This is a genomic window from Chryseobacterium taiwanense, assembly GCF_000813825.1.
GTDB lineage: Bacteria > Bacteroidota > Bacteroidia > Flavobacteriales > Weeksellaceae > Chryseobacterium > Chryseobacterium taiwanense.
The window spans coordinates 22,800-48,828 of sequence record NZ_JWTA01000004.1 but is presented as its reverse complement, the minus strand read 5'-3'; the positions used below and the strand labels follow the sequence as shown (position 1 = coordinate 48,828).

General features: G+C 34.9%; 27 protein-coding genes. 16 read left to right on the top strand and 11 right to left on the bottom strand.

The features are described 5' to 3' along the window. Positions 1-21 precede the first annotated feature (21 nt). From atpE to RM51_RS03800, 10 genes are all read left to right on the top strand, one after another. On the top strand, positions 22-213 hold the full coding sequence (gene atpE, locus RM51_RS03845) for an ATP synthase F0 subunit C (protein ID WP_027384648.1): 192 nt from the start codon (positions 22-24) through the stop codon (positions 211-213). A gap of 87 nt (positions 214-300) precedes the next feature. Next, positions 301-798: a F0F1 ATP synthase subunit B gene (locus RM51_RS03840; protein WP_039365371.1), complete on the top strand. Its 498-nt coding sequence runs from the start codon at positions 301-303 to the stop codon at positions 796-798. 2 nt (positions 799-800) lie between these two features. Continuing rightward, positions 801-1,340 (top strand): ATP synthase F1 subunit delta, encoded by a 540-nt coding sequence (gene atpH / locus RM51_RS03835; protein ID WP_039365369.1) that lies wholly within the window; start codon positions 801-803, stop codon positions 1,338-1,340. Between the two features lie 11 nt (positions 1,341-1,351). Then, the gene (locus RM51_RS03830) at positions 1,352-1,894 is read left to right on the top strand and encodes a hypothetical protein (RefSeq protein WP_039365366.1); all 543 of its coding nucleotides are present in this window, start codon (positions 1,352-1,354) and stop codon (positions 1,892-1,894) included. Between the two features lie 34 nt (positions 1,895-1,928). Continuing rightward, positions 1,929-3,506: a F0F1 ATP synthase subunit alpha gene (gene atpA, locus RM51_RS03825; RefSeq protein ID WP_039365364.1), complete on the top strand. Its 1,578-nt coding sequence runs from the start codon at positions 1,929-1,931 to the stop codon at positions 3,504-3,506. An 80-nt stretch (positions 3,507-3,586) separates the two neighbouring features. Next, a complete protein-coding gene (gene atpG / locus RM51_RS03820; RefSeq protein ID WP_039365362.1) occupies positions 3,587-4,447 on the top strand; it encodes an ATP synthase F1 subunit gamma in 861 nt (286 codons plus the stop codon). 168 nt (positions 4,448-4,615) lie between these two features. Beyond that, the gene (locus RM51_RS03815; protein WP_039365360.1) at positions 4,616-5,092 is read left to right on the top strand and encodes a T9SS type A sorting domain-containing protein; all 477 of its coding nucleotides are present in this window, start codon (positions 4,616-4,618) and stop codon (positions 5,090-5,092) included. Between the two features lie 18 nt (positions 5,093-5,110). Continuing rightward, a complete protein-coding gene (locus RM51_RS19445; RefSeq protein ID WP_052248385.1) occupies positions 5,111-7,042 on the top strand; it encodes an autotransporter outer membrane beta-barrel domain-containing protein in 1,932 nt (643 codons plus the stop codon). Positions 7,043-7,281: 239 nt separating this feature from the next. Beyond that, entirely contained in the window at positions 7,282-8,640 is a 1,359-nt protein-coding gene (locus RM51_RS03805; protein WP_039365358.1) for a hemolysin family protein, read from the top strand. A gap of 11 nt (positions 8,641-8,651) precedes the next feature. Further along, the gene (locus RM51_RS03800) at positions 8,652-8,957 is read left to right on the top strand and encodes an ATP-dependent Clp protease adaptor ClpS (RefSeq protein ID WP_039365356.1); all 306 of its coding nucleotides are present in this window, start codon (positions 8,652-8,654) and stop codon (positions 8,955-8,957) included. A 271-nt stretch (positions 8,958-9,228) separates the two neighbouring features. Here the strand turns inward: RM51_RS03800 and RM51_RS03795 are convergent, their stop codons facing one another. The 6 genes from RM51_RS03795 to RM51_RS03770 form a co-directional block, all read right to left on the bottom strand. Next, positions 9,229-10,584, bottom strand: a complete 1,356-nt coding sequence (locus tag RM51_RS03795) for a M20/M25/M40 family metallo-hydrolase (RefSeq protein ID WP_084110925.1) — start codon at positions 10,582-10,584, stop codon at positions 9,229-9,231. Position 10,585: 1 nt separating this feature from the next. Further along, entirely contained in the window at positions 10,586-11,983 is a 1,398-nt protein-coding gene (locus tag RM51_RS03790) for a M28 family peptidase (protein WP_039365353.1), read from the bottom strand. A 54-nt stretch (positions 11,984-12,037) separates the two neighbouring features. Next, entirely contained in the window at positions 12,038-13,282 is a 1,245-nt protein-coding gene (locus RM51_RS03785; protein ID WP_039365351.1) for a DUF1015 domain-containing protein, read from the bottom strand. Positions 13,283-13,290: 8 nt separating this feature from the next. Then, on the bottom strand, positions 13,291-14,250 hold the full coding sequence (locus RM51_RS03780; RefSeq protein WP_039365349.1) for a D-2-hydroxyacid dehydrogenase: 960 nt from the start codon (positions 14,248-14,250) through the stop codon (positions 13,291-13,293). Between the two features lie 124 nt (positions 14,251-14,374). Then, positions 14,375-15,439, bottom strand: a complete 1,065-nt coding sequence (gene serC / locus RM51_RS03775) for a 3-phosphoserine/phosphohydroxythreonine transaminase (protein ID WP_039365347.1) — start codon at positions 15,437-15,439, stop codon at positions 14,375-14,377. 117 nt (positions 15,440-15,556) lie between these two features. Beyond that, positions 15,557-15,907 carry a 4Fe-4S binding protein gene (locus tag RM51_RS03770; protein ID WP_039365345.1) on the bottom strand — a complete coding sequence of 117 codons (351 nt, stop codon included), beginning with the start codon at positions 15,905-15,907 and terminating at the stop codon, positions 15,557-15,559. Between the two features lie 59 nt (positions 15,908-15,966). Between RM51_RS03770 and RM51_RS03765 the strand changes: the two genes are divergently transcribed. Genes RM51_RS03765 through RM51_RS03750 form a run of 5 tightly spaced genes read left to right on the top strand, consistent with a single transcriptional unit; the run spans position 15,967 to position 19,179 of the window. After that, complete coding sequence (locus RM51_RS03765) at positions 15,967-17,001, top strand: acyl-CoA reductase (protein WP_039365343.1); 1,035 nt, start codon at positions 15,967-15,969, stop codon at positions 16,999-17,001. Positions 17,002-17,047: 46 nt separating this feature from the next. Further along, positions 17,048-17,494 (top strand): hypothetical protein, encoded by a 447-nt coding sequence (locus RM51_RS03760; protein WP_039365341.1) that lies wholly within the window; start codon positions 17,048-17,050, stop codon positions 17,492-17,494. A gap of 44 nt (positions 17,495-17,538) precedes the next feature. Next, positions 17,539-18,273: a hypothetical protein gene (locus RM51_RS03755; RefSeq protein ID WP_039365339.1), complete on the top strand. Its 735-nt coding sequence runs from the start codon at positions 17,539-17,541 to the stop codon at positions 18,271-18,273. A 38-nt stretch (positions 18,274-18,311) separates the two neighbouring features. After that, the gene (locus RM51_RS19440) at positions 18,312-18,467 is read left to right on the top strand and encodes a hypothetical protein (protein ID WP_165584981.1); all 156 of its coding nucleotides are present in this window, start codon (positions 18,312-18,314) and stop codon (positions 18,465-18,467) included. Between the two features lie 22 nt (positions 18,468-18,489). Next, a complete protein-coding gene (locus RM51_RS03750) occupies positions 18,490-19,179 on the top strand; it encodes a Bax inhibitor-1/YccA family protein (RefSeq protein ID WP_039365337.1) in 690 nt (229 codons plus the stop codon). A gap of 180 nt (positions 19,180-19,359) precedes the next feature. Here the strand turns inward: RM51_RS03750 and RM51_RS03745 are convergent, their stop codons facing one another. The 5 genes from RM51_RS03745 to RM51_RS03725 all read right to left on the bottom strand — a co-directional run bounded on the left by RM51_RS03745 (position 19,360) and on the right by RM51_RS03725 (position 24,978). Continuing rightward, the gene (locus tag RM51_RS03745; RefSeq protein WP_039365335.1) at positions 19,360-19,608 is read right to left on the bottom strand and encodes a DUF6952 family protein; all 249 of its coding nucleotides are present in this window, start codon (positions 19,606-19,608) and stop codon (positions 19,360-19,362) included. A gap of 2 nt (positions 19,609-19,610) precedes the next feature. Continuing rightward, complete coding sequence (locus tag RM51_RS03740; RefSeq protein ID WP_039365334.1) at positions 19,611-19,916, bottom strand: thioredoxin family protein; 306 nt, start codon at positions 19,914-19,916, stop codon at positions 19,611-19,613. A gap of 125 nt (positions 19,917-20,041) precedes the next feature. Continuing rightward, positions 20,042-20,674 carry a peroxiredoxin gene (locus RM51_RS03735; RefSeq protein ID WP_039365332.1) on the bottom strand — a complete coding sequence of 211 codons (633 nt, stop codon included), beginning with the start codon at positions 20,672-20,674 and terminating at the stop codon, positions 20,042-20,044. Positions 20,675-20,823: 149 nt separating this feature from the next. Then, positions 20,824-23,763 carry a M16 family metallopeptidase gene (locus tag RM51_RS03730; RefSeq protein ID WP_039365331.1) on the bottom strand — a complete coding sequence of 980 codons (2,940 nt, stop codon included), beginning with the start codon at positions 23,761-23,763 and terminating at the stop codon, positions 20,824-20,826. A 21-nt stretch (positions 23,764-23,784) separates the two neighbouring features. Further along, positions 23,785-24,978, bottom strand: a complete 1,194-nt coding sequence (locus RM51_RS03725; RefSeq protein WP_039365330.1) for a pyridoxal phosphate-dependent aminotransferase — start codon at positions 24,976-24,978, stop codon at positions 23,785-23,787. Between the two features lie 137 nt (positions 24,979-25,115). On the opposite strand from RM51_RS03725, the gene RM51_RS03720 reads away from it, so the two are divergent. Next, complete coding sequence (locus RM51_RS03720) at positions 25,116-25,937, top strand: GLPGLI family protein (RefSeq protein WP_039365329.1); 822 nt, start codon at positions 25,116-25,118, stop codon at positions 25,935-25,937. The last annotated feature ends 92 nt before the right edge of the window (positions 25,938-26,029 follow it).

Below are 26,029 nucleotides of genomic sequence, written 5' to 3'. Positions count from 1 at the left end.
AATTTTTTAAAATTATATATTATGGAAATCCCTAGAATTATTGGTGCAGGTCTTATCGTACTTGGTGTAGGTATCGGTCTTGGTAAAATCGGAGCTGCTGCTCTTGAAGCTATCGCTAGACAGCCTGAGCAATCTGGAAAAATCCAAACTGCTATGCTTATTGCAGCTGCACTAGTAGAAGGTGTTGCATTTGCTGCGTTATTCGCATCATAAGCCAAACAAACAAAAACATTGTTGTAGCGGTTGGCTGCAACAATGTTAATTTTAAAAAAAAGTAATAATTATTTATACATTTATATAATGGAATTAATTCATCAGTTTTCGTCAGGATTATTTATTATCCAGTCTGTTATTTTTCTAGCATTATTATTTTTGTTAGGTAAATTCGCTTGGAAACCTATCTTAACATCTATCAATGACAGAGAAACATCTATTGTTGACGCTCTTAATCAAGCTAAATTGGCTAGAAAAGAGATGGAAAGTTTAAAAGAGGATAACGAAAGAATCATTCGTGAAGCTAAAATCGAAAGAGATGCGATCCTTAAAGAAGCTAGAGACATTAAAGATAGAATTGTAGCAGAAGCTAAAGATGCTGCTAAAGCTGAAGGAGATAAATTGATTGAATCTGCTAAACAAACTATCAATGCTGAGAAAAATGCTGCAATGGCAGATATCAAAACTCAAATTGGTACCATCTCTGTAAATATTGCAGAATCTATCCTGAAGCAAAAATTAGACAACAACGAAGCTCAGAATGAGTTGGTTCAGAATTATTTAAACAAATCAAATCTTAACTAAGAATGCTTACATCTAAAGTAGCTAAAAGATACGCACAAGGTTTGCTTGATTTTACAAACGAAACAAGCCAAACAGCTACTGTATTTTCTGAAATGAAAGATGTAGTAAAGGTAATGGCAGAGTCTAAAGATTTGAATAAATTCTTCCTTACTCCTTATATCGATTCTAAAAAGAAAATTGAAGTAGCATCAGAAATTTTCAAAGGATTATCACAGTCTTCTCAAAACCTAATTAAATTGGTGATTAAGCAAGGTCGTGAATCTCAATTGAGAAATATCGCTCAGGAATTCATCAACAAAGTTGAAGATATCAACGGAGTACAGAGACTTACTCTTACTACTGCTACAGAAATCTCTAACGCTAATATTGAAGAAATCCTAAAATCAAGTAATCTTGTAAACACAAGCGCTAACTTCGATTTGAAGAGAATTATCAATCCTGAAATTTTAGGAGGATATATTTTAAGAGTAGGAGATCAGCAGATCGACGCCTCTGTAAAAACTAAGCTTAACCAAGTTAAAAAAGGTTTTCAATTAAACTAAACAACACAAAGATGAAAAAAGTTTTATTTGGTTTTGCATTGATAATTACGTCTCTGACTTTTGGACAAAAAATTAAACTGAAAAAAGAAATTGCTTCAGTTGACGGAAAAGATTTTGTCAAAGTAATAAAAGACCCCATAGCTGATGATTGTTATAATATAACAACGTTAGATGGTAAAGACCTTTTCTATTTGAAATTCAACAGTTACAAAGACCCCAAAGAAGTAGATTATAAATATAATAAAATGGGTTTTGTAAGCTACTTTGAAGTAATGTCTGCAGATCTCAATACAGTATATTTTGAAACAGATATTACACACTGTATGATGGGATGTAACAATACAGATAATATTATAAAAATGCTTTTTGGAGGAAGAGTTGTAAAAGACGATGGTTCTTTAGATATGAACAGACTTGAAATCCTTTCTAAAAAAGCAGGATTTGAATACTCTAAAAAGAGGGATGAGATGGCAAATACGCCAAATGGAACAAATACTGTTATCATACAGGATTCAAGACCTAGAAACGGTTTTAATATCAGTGTAGGAAGATAAAAATTATTTTAAAAAAAAGAAAAACAACCATACAATGGCAGAAATAAATCCGGCAGAAGTATCTGCGATCTTAAAACAGCAATTGGCCAACTTCGATACTCAATCAAACGTTGAGGAAGTAGGTACAGTTTTAACCATCGGTGATGGTATCGCTCGTGTATACGGGTTAGAAAACGTACAATACGGAGAGTTGGTGAAATTTTCTAGTGATGTAGAAGGTATTGTACTAAACCTTGAAGAAGACAACGTAGGTGTCGCTCTACTTGGTGAAAGTAAATTAGTAAAAGAAGGAGATACAGTAACAAGAACAAACAGAATTTCTTCTATCAAAGTAGGAGAAGGAATGTTAGGAAGAGTAGTAGATACTCTTGGTAACCCTATCGATGGTAAAGGTCCTATTACTGGGGAATTATACGAAATGCCATTGGAAAGAAAAGCTCCTGGAGTTATCTTCAGACAGCCGGTAACTGAACCATTACAGTCAGGTATCGTTGCGATTGACTCTATGATCCCTGTAGGAAGAGGACAGAGAGAGCTTATCATCGGTGACAGACAAACAGGTAAAACTACTGTTGCGATCGATACGATCATCAACCAAAAAGAATTCTTTGATGCTGGTAAACCAGTATATTGTATATATGTTGCTATCGGGCAAAAAGCTTCTACAGTAGCACAAATCGTTAAAACGCTTTCTGATAAAGGAGCTTTAGCTTATACGGTAATCGTTGCAGCTAATGCATCAGATCCAGTTCCAATGCAGGTATATTCTGCAATGGCAGGAGCTTCTATCGGTGAGTTCTTCAGAGACACCGGAAGACCAGCTTTGATCGTTTATGATGATTTATCTAAACAAGCGGTTGCTTACCGTGAGCTTTCTCTACTATTGAGAAGACCACCGGGTCGTGAGGCTTATCCTGGAGACGTTTTCTATCTTCACTCAAGATTATTGGAAAGAGCTGCGAAAGTTATCGCTGATGACAATATCGCTAGCCAAATGAACGATTTACCTGAGTCTTTAAGACCAATCGTAAAAGGTGGTGGTTCATTAACTGCACTTCCAATTATTGAAACTCAAGCGGGTGACGTTTCTGCATATATCCCTACCAACGTAATCTCTATTACAGACGGACAGATCTTCTTGGAGTCTGATCTATTCAACTCAGGGGTTCGTCCTGCGATCAACGTAGGTATCTCTGTATCGAGAGTAGGAGGTAATGCCCAGATCAAATCAATGAAAAAAGTTTCTGGTACTCTTAAATTAGACCAGGCTCAGTATAAAGAACTAGAAGCGTTTGCTAAATTCGGTTCAGATCTAGATGCTTCTACTTTAGCAGTTATCTCTAAAGGGGAAAGAAACGTTGAGATCCTTAAGCAACCAGTAAACTCTCCACTTCCTGTAGACAGCCAAGTTGCTATTATCTATGCTGGAACTGAGAACTTATTGAGAAATGTTCCTTTGAACAAAGTAAAAGAATTCCAACACGAATATATCGAGTTCCTAAGATCTAAGCACCCAGATACAATGGCTGCGATCAAAGCTGGAAAAATCGATAACGATATTACAGGAGTTCTTAAGCAAGCGGCTAATGATTTAGCTTCTAAATACAACTAATTAAAAATTCAATGTTTAAGGTTTAGAATTTCAAAGTTTTAAACCTTAAACTTTAGACCTTAAACTTTGAACCTAAATTAATGGCAAACTTAAAAGAAATACGAGGTAGAATCAGTTCAATTTCATCTACGATGCAAATTACACGTGCTATGAAAATGGTTTCGGCAGCGAAACTAAAGAAAGCACAAGATGCAATCGTAATGTTGAGACCTTATTCTGAAAAACTTCAGGAGATCATCCAGAATGTAAATTCAAGTTCAGATCCTGATCAGGTTTCTATTTATGCTCAGAAAAGAGAGGTGAAGAGAGTTCTTTTCATTGCTGTAACTTCAAACAGAGGTTTGGCAGGTGCTTTCAACTCATCTATCGTAAAAGAGCTTAACAACCAGTTTCAGAATAATTCTCAGTACGAAATTGAGGTTCTTACTATTGGTAAAAAAGCTTTTGATGCTGTAAGAAGAACGAGAACGGTATTTTCTAACGAAAGTGCAGTATTTGATAATCTTACATTTGACAGAGTTGCTAATGTTACTGAAGGGGTAATGAAAAGTTTCAGAGACGGTAAGTTTGATGAAGTTTATTTGATTTATAATAAATTTGTAAATGCTGCATTGCAAGAAGTAACTGCAGAACAACTTCTTCCAATTTCAATGCCTGAAACAGAAAAATCAGAAGTAGAAACTGATTATATCTTTGAACCTAACAAAAATGAGATTTTGGATAATTTGATTCCTAAATCGATTAAAACTCAGGTTTTCAAAGCAGTTTTAGATTCTGTAGCCTCTGAACACGGAGCAAGAATGACAGCAATGCATAAAGCAACAGATAATGCACAGGCATTGAAAAATGATCTTGTGATCTTCTACAATAAAGCGAGACAAGCTGCTATTACAAACGAAATCCTTGAGATCGTTTCTGGAGCTGAAGCTTTAAAGAATTAATCAATGAAATAGTATTTATAATTTCTATAATACAGAAAGCATCGAATATTTTCGATGCTTTTTTTGTTTTCGGGAATTCCCGAGGATAAAAATGGTTTTTTTACGGATGTAATATTTTCATGCATGCTGTAAATTTGTAGAATTAAAAACCTAAAAACCAACTTATCCATGAAAACAAAATTCTATTTTTCGTTTTTATTGCTATTATTTTTTTTCATGAGCTTTGCTCAGGAATCAGTAAATGCTTCTGGGGGAGGTGTTACCAATGCTAGCAATACAATTTCATATTCGATAGGTCAGCCTTTTTATCATCAGGTAAGCGGTGGTGGAATAATTCTCATAGAAGGTGTTCAGCAACCCTATGAAATTATAACGATGGGAACCAGCGAATATTCAGGTATACAATTGGGAGTAAAAGTATATCCCAATCCTACTTCTTCTTTACTTTTTCTTCGAGTAGAAGGTATAGATCTTAAAGATGTAAGCTATCAGCTTTTTGATTCTTCAGGCAGAAATGTTTTACGAGATAAGATAAAACAAACTGAGACATCGATCGATCTTACTTCCAAACCTTCGGGAGTTTACATTTTAAATGTACTTACTACTGAATCGAGTATTAAAACTTTCAAAATCATTAAAAACTAATGCAAAAAAATAAAAATCATGAAAAAAATTTCTCACTTAATTAAATCGGCCTTAGTGGTTTGTATTTTCTTATTATTTCAAAATTATGACGCTCAATCACCTGAAAAAATGAGTTATCAGGCGGTGGTAAGAAACGCAAGTAATGCTTTGATAACCAATCAGGCTATTGGAGTAAGAATAAGCATTCTGAAAACTTCTCCTGCAGGAACAGAAATATATAAAGAGACTTTTGCACCCAATCCGACTACAAGTGCAAGCGGACTTTTAAGCTTGGAAATAGGTTCCGGAACTCCGGTTACAGGTACTTTTTCTTCTATTGATTGGGGAGTAGGTCCTTACTTTGTAAAAGTAGAAATTGATCCTACAGGAGGAACAAGTTATACATTGACTTCAAACTCTCAGCTTTTAAGCGTACCCTATGCTTTATTCTCTAAATCTACATCAGCCATCAACGGAACGGCAAACTCAGTTCCTAAATTTGTAACCGCTAATTCAATAGGAAGTTCACAATTAACAGATGATGGAACAAGTGTTGGAGTGAATACGGGTACATTAAGCCCTAATATAAAATTGCAGGTAACTGCGGGTTCAATTGGTAATACAATTAGAGGAACTTTAGTGGGGACTCCGGCTACCTCTATTGCTACAGCCGGTTCTATCTATGGAGAATCAACCACAGGAATTGGGGTGATTGGAGTAAGCGGTTCTCAGAATGGAGTGTATGGTTTATCTACCGGCACTTTAGGAGGAACAGTTGGGGTAAGTACAGGGACTGGTAACGGGATTTGGGGAGTCGCAACAGGCGCAGGTGTTGCCGGTTTCTTTGATGGAGGAACAACAGGACGAGGAATTATAGTCTCCACTGGAGCTTCAGGATTTGGAACAAGTACACCTACAGCAAGATTAGAAGTAAGACAACCTTCAACACCGGTTGCCGGATTGGATGATAATGCAGCTATCGTAGGATATTCTTATAATGCAGCTGCGTCATTAAAAGGAGGAATTAACGGCTCATACAATACATCCAATTACGGTACAGGGCTACAGGGAGTAGGGTATAATGGAGTAACCAATACAGATGCCAATACAACTTTCGGGGTAGGAAATCAGGATTTAGGAGTGTATGGATCTGCAAATACTGCCGGAGTGATGGGTGGTTCCGTAGGTGGAATAGGAGTTGTAGGCTACAATAAAAATGCTTCTTTCGCGGCAACTACAGGTATAGGAAATACGTATGGAGTTTACGGAAACTCTCAAACTGTAGGCGGAGCTACGGTTCCGAATGTGCGTTATGGAGTCTATGGGTTTGCTTCAGGTGCTACTACAAATTACGCAGGGTATTTCTCTGGAAATGTTCAGATTACAGGATCTATTTCAAAAGGAAGTGGAACGTTTAAAATTGACCATCCTGTAGACCCTGAGAACAAATATTTATACCATAGTTTCGTTGAAAGTCCGGATATGATGAATGTCTATAACGGAAATATTACAACAGATGCCAATGGATATGCTACCGTAAAATTACCAGGTTATTTTGATGCTCTGAACAAAGATTTCCGTTACCAGTTAACTGTGATAGGAACATTTGCAAACGCGATTGTTTCTCAGGAAGTAAAAGATAATGCTTTTGTGATTAGAACAGATAAACCATCAGTGAAAGTAAGTTGGCAGGTAACCGGGATAAGAAAAGATAATTACGCCAATGCACACCGAGTAATTCCTGAAGTTGATAAAGAACCGGAAATGAGAGGTAAATACCTTCATCCTGTGGAAATGGGTAAATCTCCACGTTTAGGAATTGATGAATCTACTCGTCCTAAAGATCCATCTGAAATTAAGAAGGATAAAGAGATAAAAGTAAACGATAATACAGAAAAACCTGTTTCAAATCAGCAAAATAAAGATGAAATAGCAGGAGTAAGTATTAAAAATCAAACCACAGAAAAGTAGTTTCTTCATATCAACAGAGAGTCAGCTATATCATTTGATTGGCTGACTCTTTTGTGTATACGGAGGTCTTATTTTATATCATTATTAACTTAAAAGGATTGGGAAATTAAATATATAATTGTATTTCAGTACATAAGAGACTGAATCTATTAGATATTTTGATGGTTTCTAGGAAATAGACGGGTTTTAATTGTATTATTTTGTATATCTTTGTATGATAAATTTATATTAATTTCTAAATGGATTCGGACATAGTCAGGCTTTTGCTGGCCTTATTACTTGTTTTACTTAATGGCTTTTTCGTAGCCGCAGAATTTTCAATTGTTAAAGTTCGTTACTCACAAATACAGCTAAAAGCCGCAGAGGGAAACTCTATGGCAAAGCAGGCAGAGCACATTATCAAGCATCTTGATGAGTATTTATCTGCAACACAATTAGGAATCACATTAGCTTCCCTTGCTTTAGGTTGGGTAGGAGAAAGTGCATTACACCATATTATTGCAAATGTTTTTGATTCTCTTAGTATTAATCTTAGCGAATCATCTATTACTTCAGTTTCATTGGTGATTAGCTTTGTGTTGATTACCATTATGCATATTGTTTTCGGAGAGCTTATCCCTAAATCGATTGCTATCAGAAAGTCAGAAGCAACTACAATGGCAACAGCGGTGCCTTTGAGAGTTTTCTATACTATTTTTAAACCGTTTATCTGGTTGATGAATTCAATGTCGAATGCGTTTTTAAGAATTGTAAAAATACATCCGGCTTCTGAACAGGAAATTCACTCCACAGAAGAATTACAGCTTTTGGTAAAGCAAAGTGCTGATAGTGGAGAAATTGAGGAAGAAAACTATGAGATCATTAAAAATGCATTTGATTTTACAGATCACTCTGCCAAACAGATCATGGTTCCGAGACAGAATATTACTTCTATTGACTTTGAAGAAGATATCAACGAGATCATCAATAAAATTATGGATAGCGGATATTCCCGTATTCCTGTTTATGAAGATTCGATAGACAATATTATTGGTATTTTATATACTAAAGAAATCATCAGAGAATTTGTAAAAAGAAAAGGGGTGCTTAATCATGAAGATCTTAAAGAACTGATGCGTGATGCATTCTTTGTGGTAGGAAGTAAAAAGATTTCAGACTTATTGAAGATTTTCCAGCAGAAGAAACAGCATATCGCTGTTGTAATTGATGAGTTCGGAGGTACGGAAGGAATTATCACTCTTGAAGATATCTTAGAAGAACTTGTAGGAGAAATTCAGGATGAAGAGGATGATGAAGAAAAAGTGGTAGATAAAATTGGTGAAAATATTTATTGGGTTCAGGCAACGCAGCCTTTAGATGAGATCAACGAATTTTTACCTAAAAAATTACCTCTTTCAGAAGAAAGCGAATACAATACATTGGCCGGATTTATTCTTCATGCTTTAGAAGATATTCCTGAAGAGAATCAGGAGTTTGATCTTGACAGTTATCATTTCAAAATTTTGAAAATGAATAATAAAAGTGTTGAGCTTGTAGAGTTGGTATACGAACAGCCCAATAGTACGAATGAATTGGCAGATAAATTAGGTGAAGTTTAAAATTGAGGAATATGTTTTTTCATAACCATATAGAAGATTACGAAAACCCGAAACGTCAGTACGAAGAAGAAGTACTCGTACTGGATGATCTGGATGAAGTGTACAAACTTGTATTGCATAATGATGATGTACACACTTTTGATTATGTAATAGATTCACTGATCGAAATTTGTAAACATACGTTGGAACAAGCTGAGCAATGTACGATATTAGTTCATTTGAAAGGCAAATGCACAGTAAAAACAGGCTCAATAGATCTTTTGAAGCCTATGCATGAAAAACTGCTTTCAAGGGAATTAACAAGCGAAATTGTGTAAGGATTTTAATCTTTACTAATGATAAAATAAAAAGAGTTCAGGATTTCCTGAACTCTTTTTTATAAATAGATTCTTGATATTATTTATACAGTTTTACACCATTGTCATTCTGACGAAGGAAGAATCTTTGGAAATTTGGTTGAGATTCTTCACTTCACTATGTTTCGTTCAGAATGACAGGTCGTCTTGAACAAACATCATAAATATTTACTTTAGATCCTTTTTATAGATAGTAAGTTTACTTTTCTTCTGATATCAAGAATTAAAATAATTACCAGTTTTTATCCACCATATAAATCAACTGTGTCATTACCGTAGCACCAAGAAGTAATTCTCTTCTGTTGATTTTCTCAAAAGTATCTTCTTCGGTATGGTGAATGTCAAAATATCTTTGAGAATCCGGAACAAGTTCTGCAGCTGGAACTCCCATATCCCGAAGTGGGTAAATATCGGTTCCGGAATATTTATTTTCAAAATCGTAAGCTCCGTAAGGAAGAAACAGAGGTTTCCAGCTTTGGATCTGTTTTCTTTTTGTTTCATCCATTTCCAGAGCAATTCCTCTCGGTGTAAATCCTCCTGCATCCGATTCTATGGCAAAAAGATGCTTTTCGTTGTTTTCTTTAGCGGTTTTACCATACTGTATTCCTCCCTTCACACCATTCTCTTCATTAGCGAAACAAACTACACGGATCGTATGATTATTTTGAATTCCCAACTTTTTAAATGTTCTTAAGACTTCAATACTTTGTACAATTCCGGCTCCATCGTCATGAGCGCCTTCACCTACATCCCAAGAATCTAAGTGACCACCCACAACAATGACATTCTTGTCTTTTTTACCTGTGATTTCACCAATAACAGAGTGGGAGAGTTTTTCTCCTTTCATTCCGCAGTTGGAGTTAAGCTTTGCGGTAACTTGTTGAGATTTCAAAAGACCGGCTAATTCATCAGCAACCGTATTTCCGATCGCAACTGCAGGGATTTTTTTATCATCCTGATAACGCATTGCTCCGGTATGCGGAACATCATCAAAAGCTGAAGAAAGCGAACGGATGATCGCAAACTTTCCGCCTTTTTTTGCTGTTAATGAAGCGGCTGTTGTTCTGTATTTTGCCGCATCACTATATCCTTTAAAGGTTTCAATATAAGATTGGCTAAACGGATAGTTGAAGAAAACGATCTTATCTTTTACTTTTTCTGCGGATAATTTTTCATATTCCTCCATCGATTTTACCATGATAATTTCTCCGGTGATGTCTTTTCCACCCGTTCCTTCAGAATTTCCTAAAGAAAGCATTTTTAGGCTTTTCCACTTTCCGGAATTGGTCTTGATCTGTAACGACTCTTTTCCTCTTTCCCAAACAGGAATCATTACTTCCTGTAACCAAACCTTATCCGCTCCAGCATCACGAAGCTGTTGAGCTGCCCATTGAACCGATTTTTCATAGGCTGCAGAACCGCTCAGACGATGTCCTATATTTTTAGTTAAGTCTCTAAGCTCATTGTAAGCTTTTCCGTTATTTAAAATTTCTGTTGAAATCTTATTAAATTGGATTGAATCTTCTTTAGTCTGTGCTACAGCAACGAGATTCATTACTATGCATATTGTTCCTAATACTTTTTTCATTTTACCAGTTTTGATCGATCATAAGTACCATTTGTGTCATGACAATAGAGCCCAAAAGGAGCTCACGTTTATTTACTTTATCATAAGTATCCTGAACAGAGTGGTGGTAGTCGAAATATCTTTGAGTGTCTACGACAAGTTCAGCAAGAGGAATATCCATTTTTTTCAGTGGAGAAATATCCTGAATAGCATCCGTCTGATCGAAATCATAAACGCCGTACGGAATGAAATAGTTTTTCCATTCGAAGATCTGCCTTCTTCTTTGTGGTGACATATCTAATGAAAACCCTCTCGGAGAATATCCTCCAGCATCAGTTCCTAGAGCAAAAATGTGCTTTTCCTCTTTCTTTTTTACATAAGAAGCATACATTTCTCGTCCTTGCCCGCCGTTTTCACTGTTTGCATACAGAACAACTCTTATGGTGTGATTATTTTCGTATCCAAGAGCTTTCAATGTTCTTAGAACTTCAATGCATTGTACCACTCCGGTACCATCATCGATAGCACCTTCGCCAAAATCCCAAGAATCCAGTTGGGCTCCTAAAACAATAACTTTAGAATCTTTTTTGCCGGGAATTTCTGCAATGATATTAGGATTGACAGTTTCTCCTTTTGATTCAGCAGACATATTGATTTTTGCTGTAACCTTTTGCTTTCCTAGCAGTTTTTCAAGGTCATCAGCAGATTTTGACCCAATTGACAGCGCCGGAATTCTGGCTTTATCGTCTGGTTCGTAATAGACCATTTTAGCGTGAGGAATATCATTGTAAGCTGTTGTTAATGATCTTATAATTAATGCTTTTGCTCCTGTTTTTGCAATCACAGAAGCTGAAATTAATTTTGATTTAGCCGTAATTAAATAAGAATCACTGGTGTTGATGATTTTCGGATCCATCGGAAGATTTACGAAAACAATCTTATCTTTTAATTGTCCGATAGATAGAGAATTAAGTTCAGCAGTAGTATTAATTAGAACAATTTCACCCGTCAGATCTTTTCCGCCCGTTCCTTCAGAATTTCCGAAAGAAAGCATTTTAATACTTTTCCATTCACCATTTGAGGTCTTTATTTGTAAAGATTCTCTTCCTCTGATCCAGATAGGAGCTTTGGCTTCCTGTTTCCAGATGGCGTCAATTCCGATTTCTTTAAATTGTTTTTCTGCCCAGTCTACGGCTTTTGTATAGCCGGGAGTTGCGCTGAAACGAGGTCCTATTCCTTTTGTAAGTTCACCAAGGTTGTCATAAGCAGTTCCGTTGGTCATAATCTCATCAGAGATTCTCTTAAATTCAGTATGGTAATTGTATTTAGGAGTAGGAACTACTTTCTTTACCTGTTTCTTTTGGGAAAATAAAAATCCACCCAAAAAGAGTGGAAATATGATTAGCAATGATTTCTTCATTTTTATACTGACCTATTTCTTTTCAAAGCATAAAAATAAATAAAAAATTGTGAATTAAGGCTTCATGTCATACATTAATAATGCAGTCACCAATTTCGGTTCTATAAAAGTACATTTTGGAGGCATACTCAATTTAAGATCTGAAATTTTGATCATGTCATTGAAGCTTACAGGATAGATCCCGAAGCCAACTTTACCTTCACCGTTGTCAATACTTTCTTTCAGTAATTTAATCCCTTCAATATTGGAAGTTCCTTTTATATAGCTGATTTTGTCTGAGCTATCAGAATCTTCAATATTAAGAATGTCTTTGATGATATATTTATCCAAAAGATGGTGATCAAGATTGTCTAAAGACATTTCCTGAGAACGAAGGTCATGTTTTACGTGAAGAGAATAAAACTTCCCTTCAAGATACATTGAAATGTGAAATTTCTGAGAAGGGTAGTACGGAGTTTCTTCCTTTTCGTGAATTAGAAAATACTTTTCAAGCTTAGCTAAAAACTCTTCATTACTCAACCCGTTAAGATCAGTTACAATTCTGTTGTAATCGTGAATTTTGATAGACTGGTTGGAAACAATGAAACTATACACAAAGTTATACGCTTCTGTACCGTTGTGCTTTTTGTTTTTGTCTTTCAGGCGTTTTGCATTCAATGCAGTAGATCCAATTCTGTGGTGTCCATCCGCAATATAAAAAGAATCAATCTGATCAATCACTTCCTTGAACTGCTGTAATTTCAGACGATTGTCTATTCTCCAGATTTTATGACGGATTCCGATAGTGTCTACATGATTGAAGATAGGAACATTCTTCTCTTCATGGTTCATCAGCAATTCTATTTTAGAATTGGATGGATAGGTCAACAATACAGGTTCAGCCTGAAGGTTTACTTTTTCAAGATAATGTGCCAGTTTTTCCTTTTTTTGAGGAATCGTACTTTCGTGTCTTTTGATTTTCCCGCTCCAGAAATCTTCCACACTGCTTAAACCTAAAAGTCCTCTGAATACCTGTTTGTTAGGATATATTTGCTCATAAAGATAATAGGCCGAGTTATCCTGTACCAGGACTTTCTCATTCAGAAGCTCTTCGAAAGTAGAACGGATTTTTCTTAAATTCCTATCTACGTCTTTAGATTTACTTACAACATATGGTTTTATCATATTGATGTACGTATTTTCAACCTGTGCTTTTTCAGCAATTTCAGATTGGGTAAAATTGTCTAAAGGGTGAGTAGGAAAAGTTGCTTCATAATCTTTATGAGGTCTTATTCCACGAAATGGTTTAAAAACAGGCATATTTTATTTTATAGTTCGTTTTTTAACTTAATAATTTGTTCTGCAAGTTCAAGTCCTATCTTTTCCTGAGCATCCACAGTGTTTCCACCTACGTGAGGGGAAAGCGATAGCGCAGGGTTCATTAGCAGTGGCAATTCAGGACTCGGTTCGTTTTCAAAAACGTCCAATGCAGCTCCTGCTACCTTTTTAGATTCAATGAAATCAATTAATGCGACTTCATTAAGGACACCGCCTCTTGCAGTATTTACAATATAAACACCATCTTTCATTTTTTCAAATTGTGGTGCGTCTATAATATATTCGTTCGTTTGTGGTGTATTGATGCTTATGAAATCTGCTTCTTTTAAGAAAGCATCCATATCATTGGTAGAAGTAATCTCAAATTTCACCGACTGTCCGTCGAAGAAATTTAAACTAAGAACTTCTGTTCTAGGCTTTCTCGTTAACACGGTAACTTTCATGCCTAAAGAAATTCCTATTTTCACCACTTCCTGACCAATACTCCCAAAACCAATAACTCCTAACGTTTTTCCGGAAAGCTCATAAGCGTTGCTGAAAGATTTTTTCATCGCATTGAAATGAGTATCTCCTTCCAATGGCATCAATCTGTTAGACTCATGAAGGAATCTCGCCAGAGAAAAGAAATGTCCGAAAACCAATTCTGCAACCGATTTTGAAGATGCAGTCGGCGTATTGATGATATATTTTCCTTTTTCAATAGCATATTCAACATCAATATTATCCATTCCGATGCCTCCTCTTCCGATGATTTTCAGATTCGGACATGCATCGATAAGATCCTGCCTTACTTTCGTAGCACTTCTTACCAAAAGAACGTCTACGTTATTTTCGTTGATGAAATTGATCACATGATCTTGTGCTACTCTGTTGTCCAAGACTTCAATTCCCGCATCTTTCAATGCCTGTTCTCCTGCTTTCGAAATACCGTCGTTAGCTAAAACTTTCATGGTTTTTTTATTTAATTTAAATAGCTAAATAGTGAATTATTAAAAATTTAAACAGTTGCGCAAATTAAGAAAATTTAAAATAATACTCAATTTGTATTTAAATATTTGATTTTTAATATTTTAATTATTTTATAGATCTCATTACATCTACTAAAACCTGCACACTTTCGATAGGTAACGCATTATATAAACTTGCTCTGTATCCTCCTAAACTTCTGTGTCCGTTTAATCCACTGATTCCTGCAGCTTTCCAAGCATTGTCGAATTCTTCTTTTTTGCTTTCATCGGTAATTTTGAAAGAAACATTCATTAATGAACGATCTTCTTTTACACAGAATGTTTCAAATAAAGGATTGCTGTCGATTTCGTCATATAAAAGTTTTGCTTTTGCTTCGTTTCTAGCTTCAGCAGCAGCGATTCCTCCGTTGTTTTCTAAGTGTTGCAAAGTAAGCAAAGAAGCATACACAGGGAAAACCGGTGGAGTATTATACATTGATTCTTTAGAAATATGCTGAGAATAATCTAAGATAGAGAACATATTCTCTCTTCCTGTTTTACCTAAAATTTCCTTTTTGATCACCACTAAAGTGACTCCTGCAGGTCCCATATTTTTCTGAGCTCCGGCGTAGATCAAATCAAATTTAGAGAAATCCAGTTGTCTTGAGAAAATATCTGAACTCATGTCACAAACCATCAAAGTATCTACTTCAGGGAAAGATTTCATCTGAGTTCCGTAGATCGTATTGTTTGACGTGCAGTGGAAATAATCGTATTCTGAACCTACTGTATAATCTTTAGGAATGAAAGAATAGTTTTCTTCTTTTGAAGAACCTACTACATCTACTGTTCCAACTTTTTTAGCTTCTTTAATAGCTCCTGCAGCCCAAGTTCCTGTATCCAGGTAAGCTGCTTTTCCGTCAACTTTCATCAAATTGTAAGGAACCATGGCAAATTGAAGACTTGCCCCTCCTCCTAAATATAAAACTTCGTAATCATCTCCTAAATTCATCAGTCTTTTTACGATGGCACGAGCTTCGTCCATTACCGCAACGAAATCTTTGCTTCTGTGCGAAATTTCAAGAAGTGATAATCCGATTCCGTTGAAATCTAAAATCGCCTGTGCAGATTTTTCGAAAACTTCCTGAGGTAAGATACATGGTCCCGCGCTAAAGTTGTGCTTTTTGCTCATATTTTTATTTTTTGATTTTGTAAACGTCTGTGTTTACAGTTGTACTTTTAGTTTTGCTAGTGAAAGTTGAAATATTTGGTAAAAAAAACCGTCTCATGAAGTATGAGACGGTGTATGTTATTCACCGTGTAAGAATGCTTTTTTATTAAGCAATGCTTCTTCAGATTCTACATGATCCTCATCTGGAACACAGCAATCTACTGGGCAAACTGCCGCACATTGTGGCTCTTCGTGGAAGCCTTTACATTCTGTACACTTATCGGTTACAATGAAATAAACATCATCACTTACAGGCTCCTGTGGTGCATCTGCATCTACTGTAAGACCTGATGGTAATGTAATAGTACCTTTCAGTTCGGTACCTTCGGAAGCTTTCCAATCTACTGCTCCTTCATAAATTGCATTGTTTGGACATTCTGGTTCGCAGGCTCCGCAATTAATGCATTCATCAGTTATTTTAATAGCCATCGCTAATTTTTTTTAAATTTGCACAAAATTACAAAATATTCCCCAATTTAAAAGAAATTATGAATATTGAAAATCAAGTTTTAGGACTTATAAGGCTAAGTGGATATCTAAAAGAGTTTTTATCAAAAAAATCGGAGGATTACAATGAGAACGATGCTGACTTTGAATTATTATTAAAGAAGTCTGAAATAGAGAATCCATGGTTCACCGACGAAAATCAAAAATTTGCTTTGCAGCAATGGGCGGATTTATTAACTGAAGACCATATTAAAAATTGGCTTAAAGAATATTCTATTTCTAAAACATCAAAAAGAGTAGGGTTGATCTTGGCCGGAAATATTCCTTTAGTAGGACTTCACGATGTGATTTCTGTAGTATTGAGCAATCATATTCCGGTGATTAAGCTTTCTTCAAAAGACAGATATATGATTCCGTTTTTATTAAAGAAATGGAACGAATTTTCTGAAGGGAATGTTTCCTTTGAATTTGTTGAAAAATTAGAAAATTTTGATGCTGTAATCGCTACTGGAAGCAATAATACGGCAAGATATCTGGAATATTACTTTAAAGACCGTTTGAATATCATTAGAAAAAACAGAACCTCAATTGCTGTTTTGAAAGGTGATGAAACGGATGAAGAATTGCAGTTATTGGCAAAAGATATTTTTCAATATTTCGGATTAGGATGCAGAAATGTAACGAGATTATTTATTCCGCAGGATTTTGTAATCGATAGGCTATTTGAGAACTTCCTGAATTTCCAGGATGTGATCAATCATAATAAATATGCGAATAATTACGATTATAACAGAGCCGTTTATTTATTGAATCAGGAAAAATTCTGGGACAATAATTTTGTGATGCTAAAAGAAGACGATAAATTGTTCAGTCCGCTTTCTGTAATTAATTTCAGCAGATATTCATCTTTGGATGATGTAAAGAATTTTATTGCAGAAAATGAAGAAAGTATTCAGTGTGTTGTGGCAAAAGATGAGTTAGGTTTGGATTCCGTTCAATTGGGAGAAGCTCAAAATCCTAGTTTGGATACGTATGCTGATAATGTGGATACTATGAAGTTTTTAGAAGTTATTTAATTCTTTGTATCTTCATCACTTGAATTGATCTAATCGAAAAATTGATATGAAAAAAATATTTCTGATCGTTGCTGTTTTTGCTATACAGCTTGGATTTTCACAAAAAGTGACAAGTCTGAAGATTGAAAAGGGTGAACAAAAAGAAAAACTTATAGAACTAAGTAAAAATCAGCTTACTTCTTACAATGCTAATTTTGTGAAATTCTTAGCTGCTTTAAAAGCTTCTGACCGAAAGGCTTCGGACGAATTGCTATCTGCAAAGGCAAAAGAGATTGTAACGGATAAAATATACCAAAAGCTTTCTACAGATATTCATTTTGAGAAAAAGCTGGAAATTTTTAAATCAGGCTATAAACCGATGATCGACGGAAGTTCTTATCCTATGATTCAGTATAAATACTCTGATGATAAAGCTACAATTCCAAATGAATTAGTAACGGTAGTATTTGAAGAAAGTGGAAAGATTCTTGGAGTGAAACCTTTTAAGAAATAGAGTTCTTTAATATACATCCTTTCATAGAATAAGTTAAAATACAGATGAATACAAAAATTTCAATCTTTTTTCTATTGATAAGTCAGTTTTGCTTTTCTCAAAATATTGTTCAAGTAGATATTGAGGGGAAGAAATTAGAAGATTTTGTACAATTGGAAAATAAGTTGGGGAGTAAGGTTTATAAAACTGATGAAGAGTATGTTTCTCCCAGACCTGTTCTGCAACCCGTTATTTTTGAGAGAAAGGAAAAAGAGATTCCTAATCTTCTAGTGTTTTATACACCCTATAAAAAAGACTCTACAATTTCTGAAGTTCTTTATGAATGGGATGTTTATAATTTTGATAAAGGAGATAATGTTAAAAAAACTTTGAGCTTTAATAAAGCCATGATCAAAAAATATCACGAGCTTGTAAATGAGGTTTCTAAGAAATATGGTAAAAGCAAGCAGAAGGGGAATTTAGAAAGTATTAATCTCGTTAATTCAAAAGAAGGACTCAAGAGACGTGATGATTGGGAAATTAGCAAGAATGTAAAAGTATATTCTTATATCGCATTATCTGAATATTACGAAAAAAACGGAATGATTACAACGCCTCCTACCCATAGAATAAGATTGTATGTAACGAATGAAAATAATGAAAAAAGGGAAGAAGGAGTTGTTATAAGTGAAGAAAAAATAAAATTATTTAATGACGAGTTTCTAATTTTACAGAAGCCAGAAATTTTCTTTCTGAAAGAATCAAAAGCTCTGCAACAGATGAAGTTCTTAAAAGTTTAATTGAGAATACTCATTTTGAGAAAACCATTAAAGTTTTTATGACAGGCTATCAGATTATTGATGATGGTAATCAGTATCCGATGCTTCAATATAGATATGTTGAAGAAGCTCTTCCTCCTAAAGAAATTATTACCGTTCTTTTTGAAGAAGATGGAAAGGTGTTAGGTGTTAAACCGATGAAAAGAATTGAATAAAAAATCAAATAAAACATAAATTATGATGACAGATGCATTAGTCGCTCATTCTTCAGAAATAGAAAAGGCGAATTTTTACAAAAAAACATATTTGCATGTTGCTTTATCCATCCTTGCATTTATTGGTGTGGAAACGGTATTGCTAAATGTAGTTCCGGTAGAGCTTATTGCTATGATGTTTGGACAAAAATACACTTGGTTGTTAATTATCGGAGTTTTTTGGCTGGCTTCTATTTTGGCGAATAAATGGTCTTTATCTCAAAGCCGATCTACACAATATTTAGGGTTGGGATTTTATATTTTGCTTGAAGCTGTAATTTTTCTTCCGTTGTTATATATGGCAGTAGGATATTCAGGAGGAGGAACGGTAATTTTTCAGGCGGCAATGCTTACTATTGCGATGTTTGCAGGACTATCTTTAGTCGCTTTTACTTCAAAAAAAGATTTTTCTTTTTTAAGAAACATCATTATTATCGGAGGTTTCATTTCAATAGGATTAATTATTGCCGGAGCGATTTTCGGATTCAATTTAGGACTTTGGTTCTCGGTTGGAATGGTGATCTTGGCTTCAGCTAGTATTTTGTATGAAACAAGCAAATTGAAAAATGTATATACAACAGACCAATATGTAGGAGCTTCTTTACAGCTTTTTGCTTCTATTATGTTGTTATTCTGGTATATCTTAAGAATATTAATGAGCAGAAGAAGCTAGTTCTAGTGATAAGTTATGAATTATAAGTTTGTTGATGTTATCAAAATTTTATAATTCATTTTTATAAACCCAAAAAATCCTGATGTCTTTTCATCGGGATTTTTTATTGAAAAAATATAGGGAAACTTCGCGCGAAGTCTGTGTTTTTGTAATAATTGAAAGGTGTCTTTCAATTATAATTTACTTGTCAATAGATCCTAAAACCTTTTGAGCAAATGAGTTTAAAGCGTCCTTTTCACTCATTCCGTTTTGTACGTTAGCATGAACTTCTAAAGCTCCGCAGATGTTGGTGATTAACTCTCCTGCAACGTTTAAGTCTTCTTCGCTTGTTCCTCTGAACTCGCAGAAGCTTTCTAAAACTTCTAATGTCTTTTCAAGATTCTCAGGAGTCTGGTTTTGAAAAAATTGTCTGATTACGGGTAGTTTCATAATTAGAATTCGTTAAATAAGGTAATTAAACTTTCTGCTTTGTTCGTCTGAACCTGATTAACCAATTCTCCGTTTTTGAAGATGGCAAAAGTAGGTAAGTTGTCAACTTTAGCTAATTTTCTGCTTTCCGGCAATTTTTCAGCGTCTACATAAAGGAAAGGAATGCTATCGTTTTCAGAAGCTAGTTTCTTGAATTTCGGCTTCATAATTCTGCAGTTTCCGCACCATGTAGCTCCGTACTGTACAACTACTTTTTCATTATCGTTTACAATATTCTGTAGCGTATCTTCTGTTAATTCTGTATACATAATTTTAATTTGAAAATTGAAAAATTTGTTAATTTGAACATGTAAATAATAGAAAATGAGATAATTTTTAAGTAATCAATGTGATTAATTTTCAAATTATCTCATTTTCAAATTAACACATTGTATTAGTTCTTAGCTAAATACTCAGCAGTAGAAGTACTGTTTGCTTTCATAGCCTCTTTTCCTTCTTCCCAGTTTGCAGGGCAAACTTCACCGTGCTTCTGAACGTGAGTGTAAGCGTCAATTAGTCTTAAGAATTCATTTACATTTCTTCCTAATGGCATATCGTTTACCGCTTCGTGGAAGATTTTTCCAGTTTCGTCAATAAGGTAAGTTGCTCTGTAAGTAACGTTTGAACCTGTGAAAACTTCTTCTCCTTCTTCATTGTATTCGAAATCCTGATCTACAATTCCTAAAAGGTTAGCCAGTTGTCTGTGGGTATCTGCAAGGATAGGGTAAGTTACTCCTTCAATACCACCGTTGTCTTTTGAAACGTTCAACCAAGCGAAGTGTACTTCGTTTGTATCACAAGAAGCACCAATTACTTTAGTGTTTCTTTTTTCGAACTCACCTAGAGCCTCTTGGAAAGCGTGAAGCTCAGTTGGACAAACATAAGTGAAATCTTTTGGATACCAGAACAAAACGATTTTTTGTTGGTTAGTTGTAGCCTCTTCAAAGATGTTGATTCTAAGATCATCACCCATTTCAGACATTGCATCTACTGTTACATTCGGGAATTTTTTTCCTACTAAAGACATAATTTTCTCGTTTTTATATTTAAATTTTCTGTTGCAAATGTATGAATATTTCATCTATCGAACAAATCAATTTTGATAAATAAAATCTATAATTGTTTTTGATTGATTATAAAGAAAAAAGCTCTGATTTCAGAGCTTTTTATTGATATTTAGTAACCAAATATTTCAGTTAAATTAAGTTTTTTTACCTCACCTAATTTCTTCATGTCGGCTTCGTTGACTTTTTCTTGAGAGGCTACAATACAGTAGGTGTAATTTTTACCTTTCATTTCCTTATCATGGAAGTTATTGATGTCTGTAAAAGCAAGTTTTGGAGACTGATCGTAAACATTTCTCCTGATGTCAGCATTATTTCCAAGTTTCTGAGCTCTCAGATAAGAGAAAATAATTCCGTCCTGAGTAATTCTTTCGGAAGCAATCGATTTTCTTAATCCGCTTTTTGCAGTTTCAAATAACTGCTCAGATTTAGGAAGCGTAGTTAAAAGCTCATTCATTGCTGTGGTAGATTCATTGAATTTATCAGCCTGAGTTCCTACATAGGCTAAAACCATATCTTTATCTTCTTTTTTGCTAGGAAGTGCAAAATAAGAATAGGTAGAGTAGGCTAAAGCTTTAGATTCTCTGATGGTTTGGAAAACAATTGATCCCATTCCGCCACCAAAATAATTGTTAAATAAACTAACAGTTGGTGCGATAGAAACATTGTATTGATCTGCATTTCTTACCCAAAAGATTTCTGATTGCACCATATCGTAATGAGCAAAAAGAACCTTGTTTTTATCTGTCGGAACCTGTACAAAAGTTTTTGTTTTGGTTAGTTCTTTCAGACTCTTAGGAAGTGTGTGGATAGGTTTTAAAGAGGTTACAATCTCGTTTCCTGATTTTGGACCGTAATACAATACTTTATGCTTATAATTAAATAAATCATGAAGTACATTGATCAGATCTTCTGCTTTTAAAGCTTCTAATTCTGCATCAGTTAAAACATTATTGAATGGGTTTTGGGGGCCATATTGAGCATAACTTCTCAAACCGGACATGATAGCACCTTTGCTTTGTTTTACATCAGCTCTGGCTTTTTTCAATCTTGCTTTGTAAGCATTTAACGCATTTTGGTCAGCTTGGCAGTTTTTAATAAGTTCCTCGAAAAGTGAAGCGGTTTTATCAAAGTTTTCATTAAGTCCTTCTAATGTCACGTATGTTTCTTCGTTACCTGCACTTACATTGAAGCTGGAAGCCAGTCTGTAAAATTCTTTGCTGATTGCTTCAGAAGATTTATTTTTTGTTCCTAAATACTGAAGATATTCTGCCGCTAATGGAAGGATTTTGTTGTTCCATTTTCCTGAGTCAAAATGATAGTATAATCTGAATAGAGCGTTGTCCGTATTTTTTACAGACAATACATCTACATCTCCCAGTTTATTTTTAGTAATATCTTTATCAAAGTTCAGCCATACCGGAGCAATTGCGTTTTCCGGCATTTCATCGATCTTTTTCAGGAAAGGCGACTGGTCTTCTCTGTTTACAGAAACCGGTGTAATGGTTGGTTTATCAACCTTTACGATACTCTTGTCTTCACCTTTTCTTTTATAGATCGCAACATAATTATTAGCCTGCAAATATTTTGCAGCAAAATCCATAATGTCTTTTTTGGTAAGCTTAGAGATTTCATCTACATATTCCAGAGAAACTTTATGATCGATGTCAGACGTAAATTCATCCATCAAAATTCCTGCTCTGGAAGAATATTTTTCATCCTTTTGAATGATGCTTTTCTTCTCATTATTGACAATAGATTCGATAAGGTCGTCTGAAAACTCACCTTTTCTTAACTTATCGATCTCCTGAAGCAAAAGAGTTTTCACTTCATCCAAAGACTGACCATTGGTAGGTCTTCCTTGTAATAAAAGAACAGAATAATCTTTCAGTACATAAGGATAAGCGTAAGCGGCTAGTAATTTTTGTTTTTTTACAAGATCCAAATCGATTAAACCTGCCTGTCCGTTGGTAAGCATATTACCTACTAAATTAAGAAGTCTTGCATCTTTAGTCGTTGCTCCCGGGAATCTGAAACCAAGCATTACGTTTTCAGGATTAGGCCCCACAACTTCTTTTACGATTGGAGAACTAATCGGTTTTTCCTGCCCGATTTTATATTCCGGAATCGACTTAGGCTTCATATAAGAGAACGCTTTGTCGATTTTAGCAATCACTTCATCCGGATTGAAATCTCCGGACATAATGATTCCCATATTATTAGGAACATAATAGGTGTCGAAATACTGACGGATTGCCTTCAAAGAAGGGTTTTTAAGGTGTTCTATAGTTCCGATTGTGGTTTGCTTTCCGTAGTTGTTGTTAGGAAAAAGACTAGCAAACATCATATCGTATACTTTATCTCCATCGTCATCCAAAGATCTGTTTTTCTCTTCGTATACAGCTTCCAGCTCAGTATGGAAAAGTCTTAAAACTGGCTGTCTGAATCTTTCTGACTGTACCGTAAGAAATTTATCTACAACATTAGCTGGAATATCTTCAGTATAAACAGTTTGTTCAAAAGAAGTGAAAGCATTCGTTCCGTCTGCACCCATTCCAGCCATCATTTTGTCGTACTCATTGGCAATGGCAAATTTGGCTGCTTCTCCAGAAACCTTGTCAATTTCTTTATAGATTTCTTTTCTTTTGCTTTCATCTTTTGTCGTATTGTACTTTTCGTACAGCGCATCAATCTGATCAAGGATTGGTTTTTCTTTTGCCCAGTCTTTAGAACCGAATTTATCTGTACCCTTGAAAAGCATATGCTCTAAATAATGGGCAAGACCAGTGTGATCTGAAGGATCTGTTTTGCTTCCTGCTTTTGTGGCGATATAGGTTTGTATTCGAGGATCCTTGTTGGTAGGACTTAGAATAACGGTAAGTCCGTTTTTTAATTTATAATATCTTGCAGCAGTAGGATCATTCGTTACATATTTGTAAGTGTATCCGTTTGATGTGGCTTCTTTCCACTGGAAATCCTGTCCGTAAGCATAGCCCACGAAACTTGCTGCCGCAATACTGGTTACGATACTGATTTTTTTTAAAAAGTTCATGGTGTATTTTTTTGATTCAGTTTAGTTGAATTGATCTAATAATTCTTTAATTCTTCTCATGGCTTCTCTTAACTCTTCTTCAGAAGCTGCATAAGAAAATCGGATACATTCCGGGCTTCCGAAAGAAACTCCTCCTACACATCCTACATGAGCATTTTCTAAGATAAACATAGCGAAATCGTCAGAATCCTTGATTTCAGTTCCGTTTAATGTTTTTCCGATATAATGAGAAATATCCGGGAAGAAATAGAAGGCTGCTTTAGGAAGTAATACCTTAAATCCAGGGATTTCTTTCATTAAATCATACACAAGATCTCTTCTTTTTTTGAATGCATCAATCATGTATTTGTATTCAGAAGGATCTGTTTTTAGAGCAGTAATGGAAGCTCTTTGAGCTACTGTGTTCGCACCACTTGTCATTTGTCCCTGAACTTTTTCACAAGCTTTGGCAAGCCATTCCGGACATGCTGAATAACCGATTCTCCATCCGGTCATCGCAAACGCTTTAGACATTCCGTTGATTACGGCTGTCTGTTCGTATACTTCAGGAAACTGAGCGATAGAAGTGGTTTTTGTTTCATAATTGATGAATTCGTAGATCTCGTCAGAAATTATCGTTACATGCGGATATTTAGCAATGACTTTTGCCAAAGATTTTAATTCATCATAAGTATAATATCCTCCGGAAGGATTACAAGGTGAGCTGAATAAAACAGCTTTTGTCTTATCTGTAATAGCTTCTTCCAATTGCTCAGCTGTAATTTTGAAGTCCGTAACATAAGAAGTAGGAAGCATTACAGAATTTCCACCCATCATTTTTACCATTTCATCATAACTTACCCAATACGGATTTGGTAATATTACTTCGTCTCCGTCATTAATAAGTGCTGCTAAAACATTGATAATCGACTGTTTTGCACCGTTTGAAACACAGATTTGTGTAGGTTTATATTCTAAATTATTATCTCTTTTCAGTTTGTGAACAATGGCTTCACGAAGTTCCAGAAATCCGGGAACAGGAGAGTAGTGGCTGTAGTTTTCGTTAATCGCATCAAATGCTGATTGTTTTATATTGTCCGGAACATCGAAATCCGGTTCTCCTAGTGTTAAGCTGATAACATTGATGCCGTTGGCTTTCATTTCTCTAGCCTTATTAGACATCACGAAAGTCTGTGAGTACCCTAATCTGTTTACTCTATCTGAAAGTTTGTTCATGAATTTTTTTTGAATTTTAACAAATATATATAATAAAATTCTCCTAGGAAACAGAAATGAGCTAAGATTAAGTTTTTTAAATATTAATCACTAGATTTGGAGATATTTTGAATCAAAAATTGTAAAAAACAATTAAAATGTATAAAATTTTATTTTTGCTGATCGCGTCTTTGTGTTCAGCGCAGAGTTATCGTTTTGTGTATGAATATAAGATGAAACCTGATCGCAAAATAGATTCTCTGGTTACAGATTACATGAACCTGGATTCAGATGGCAAAAAATCTTATTTCTTCAATGCGGCGAAGTATGAAAGAGATTCCGCTTATCGCAGTACAAAAAGCGATGCTGTTCTTTATAACGGTAAAAAATATGATCAGAATCTGGGATATATTGTGGAAAAAGAATATGCTCAAAAAAACATTAAGTTTTATGACAAATATAAAACAGCCAATTTGTTAGTAATAGAGGATGGATCTCAGAAGTGGAATATCGAGAAAGAATTTTCAATCATTAATAATATCAATTGCCAAAAAGCAACTGCAAATTATAAAGGGAGAGTCTGGGAAGCTTGGTTCAGTAAAGAATATCCTATCAATGACGGACCATATAAATTCAAAGGCCTTCCGGGGTTGATCGTAAGTCTTAAAGACAGTGAAGGAAATCATGCTTTTAATTTAATTCAAATTAAAAAGATTAAGACAATCTTTGCTTTCCTGCCAAAAAGCAGTAAAGAAATGAGCTGGAAGGAGTACAGAAAAACATTAATGACGTATACTCCTAATCTTGCAGATGATATAGAGACTATGAAAGTTGATAAGAGTGTAGGAGCAATGAATCTTCAGTTTAAAGATGGATATGTAGCGAAATTTGATCTTCAAGAATTGAAAAAAAATAGCAGTCCGGATGATGAAATTGCCAAAAGACTTCGCAGAACCAATAACCCGATTGAAAAAGAGTGAAAATAAATGAAAAGACCATCTGTTGATGGTCTTTTTTCATGAAATTGAATCAGGTGAAATTTAAATATTTGACCAAAGCTAATAAAAACTTA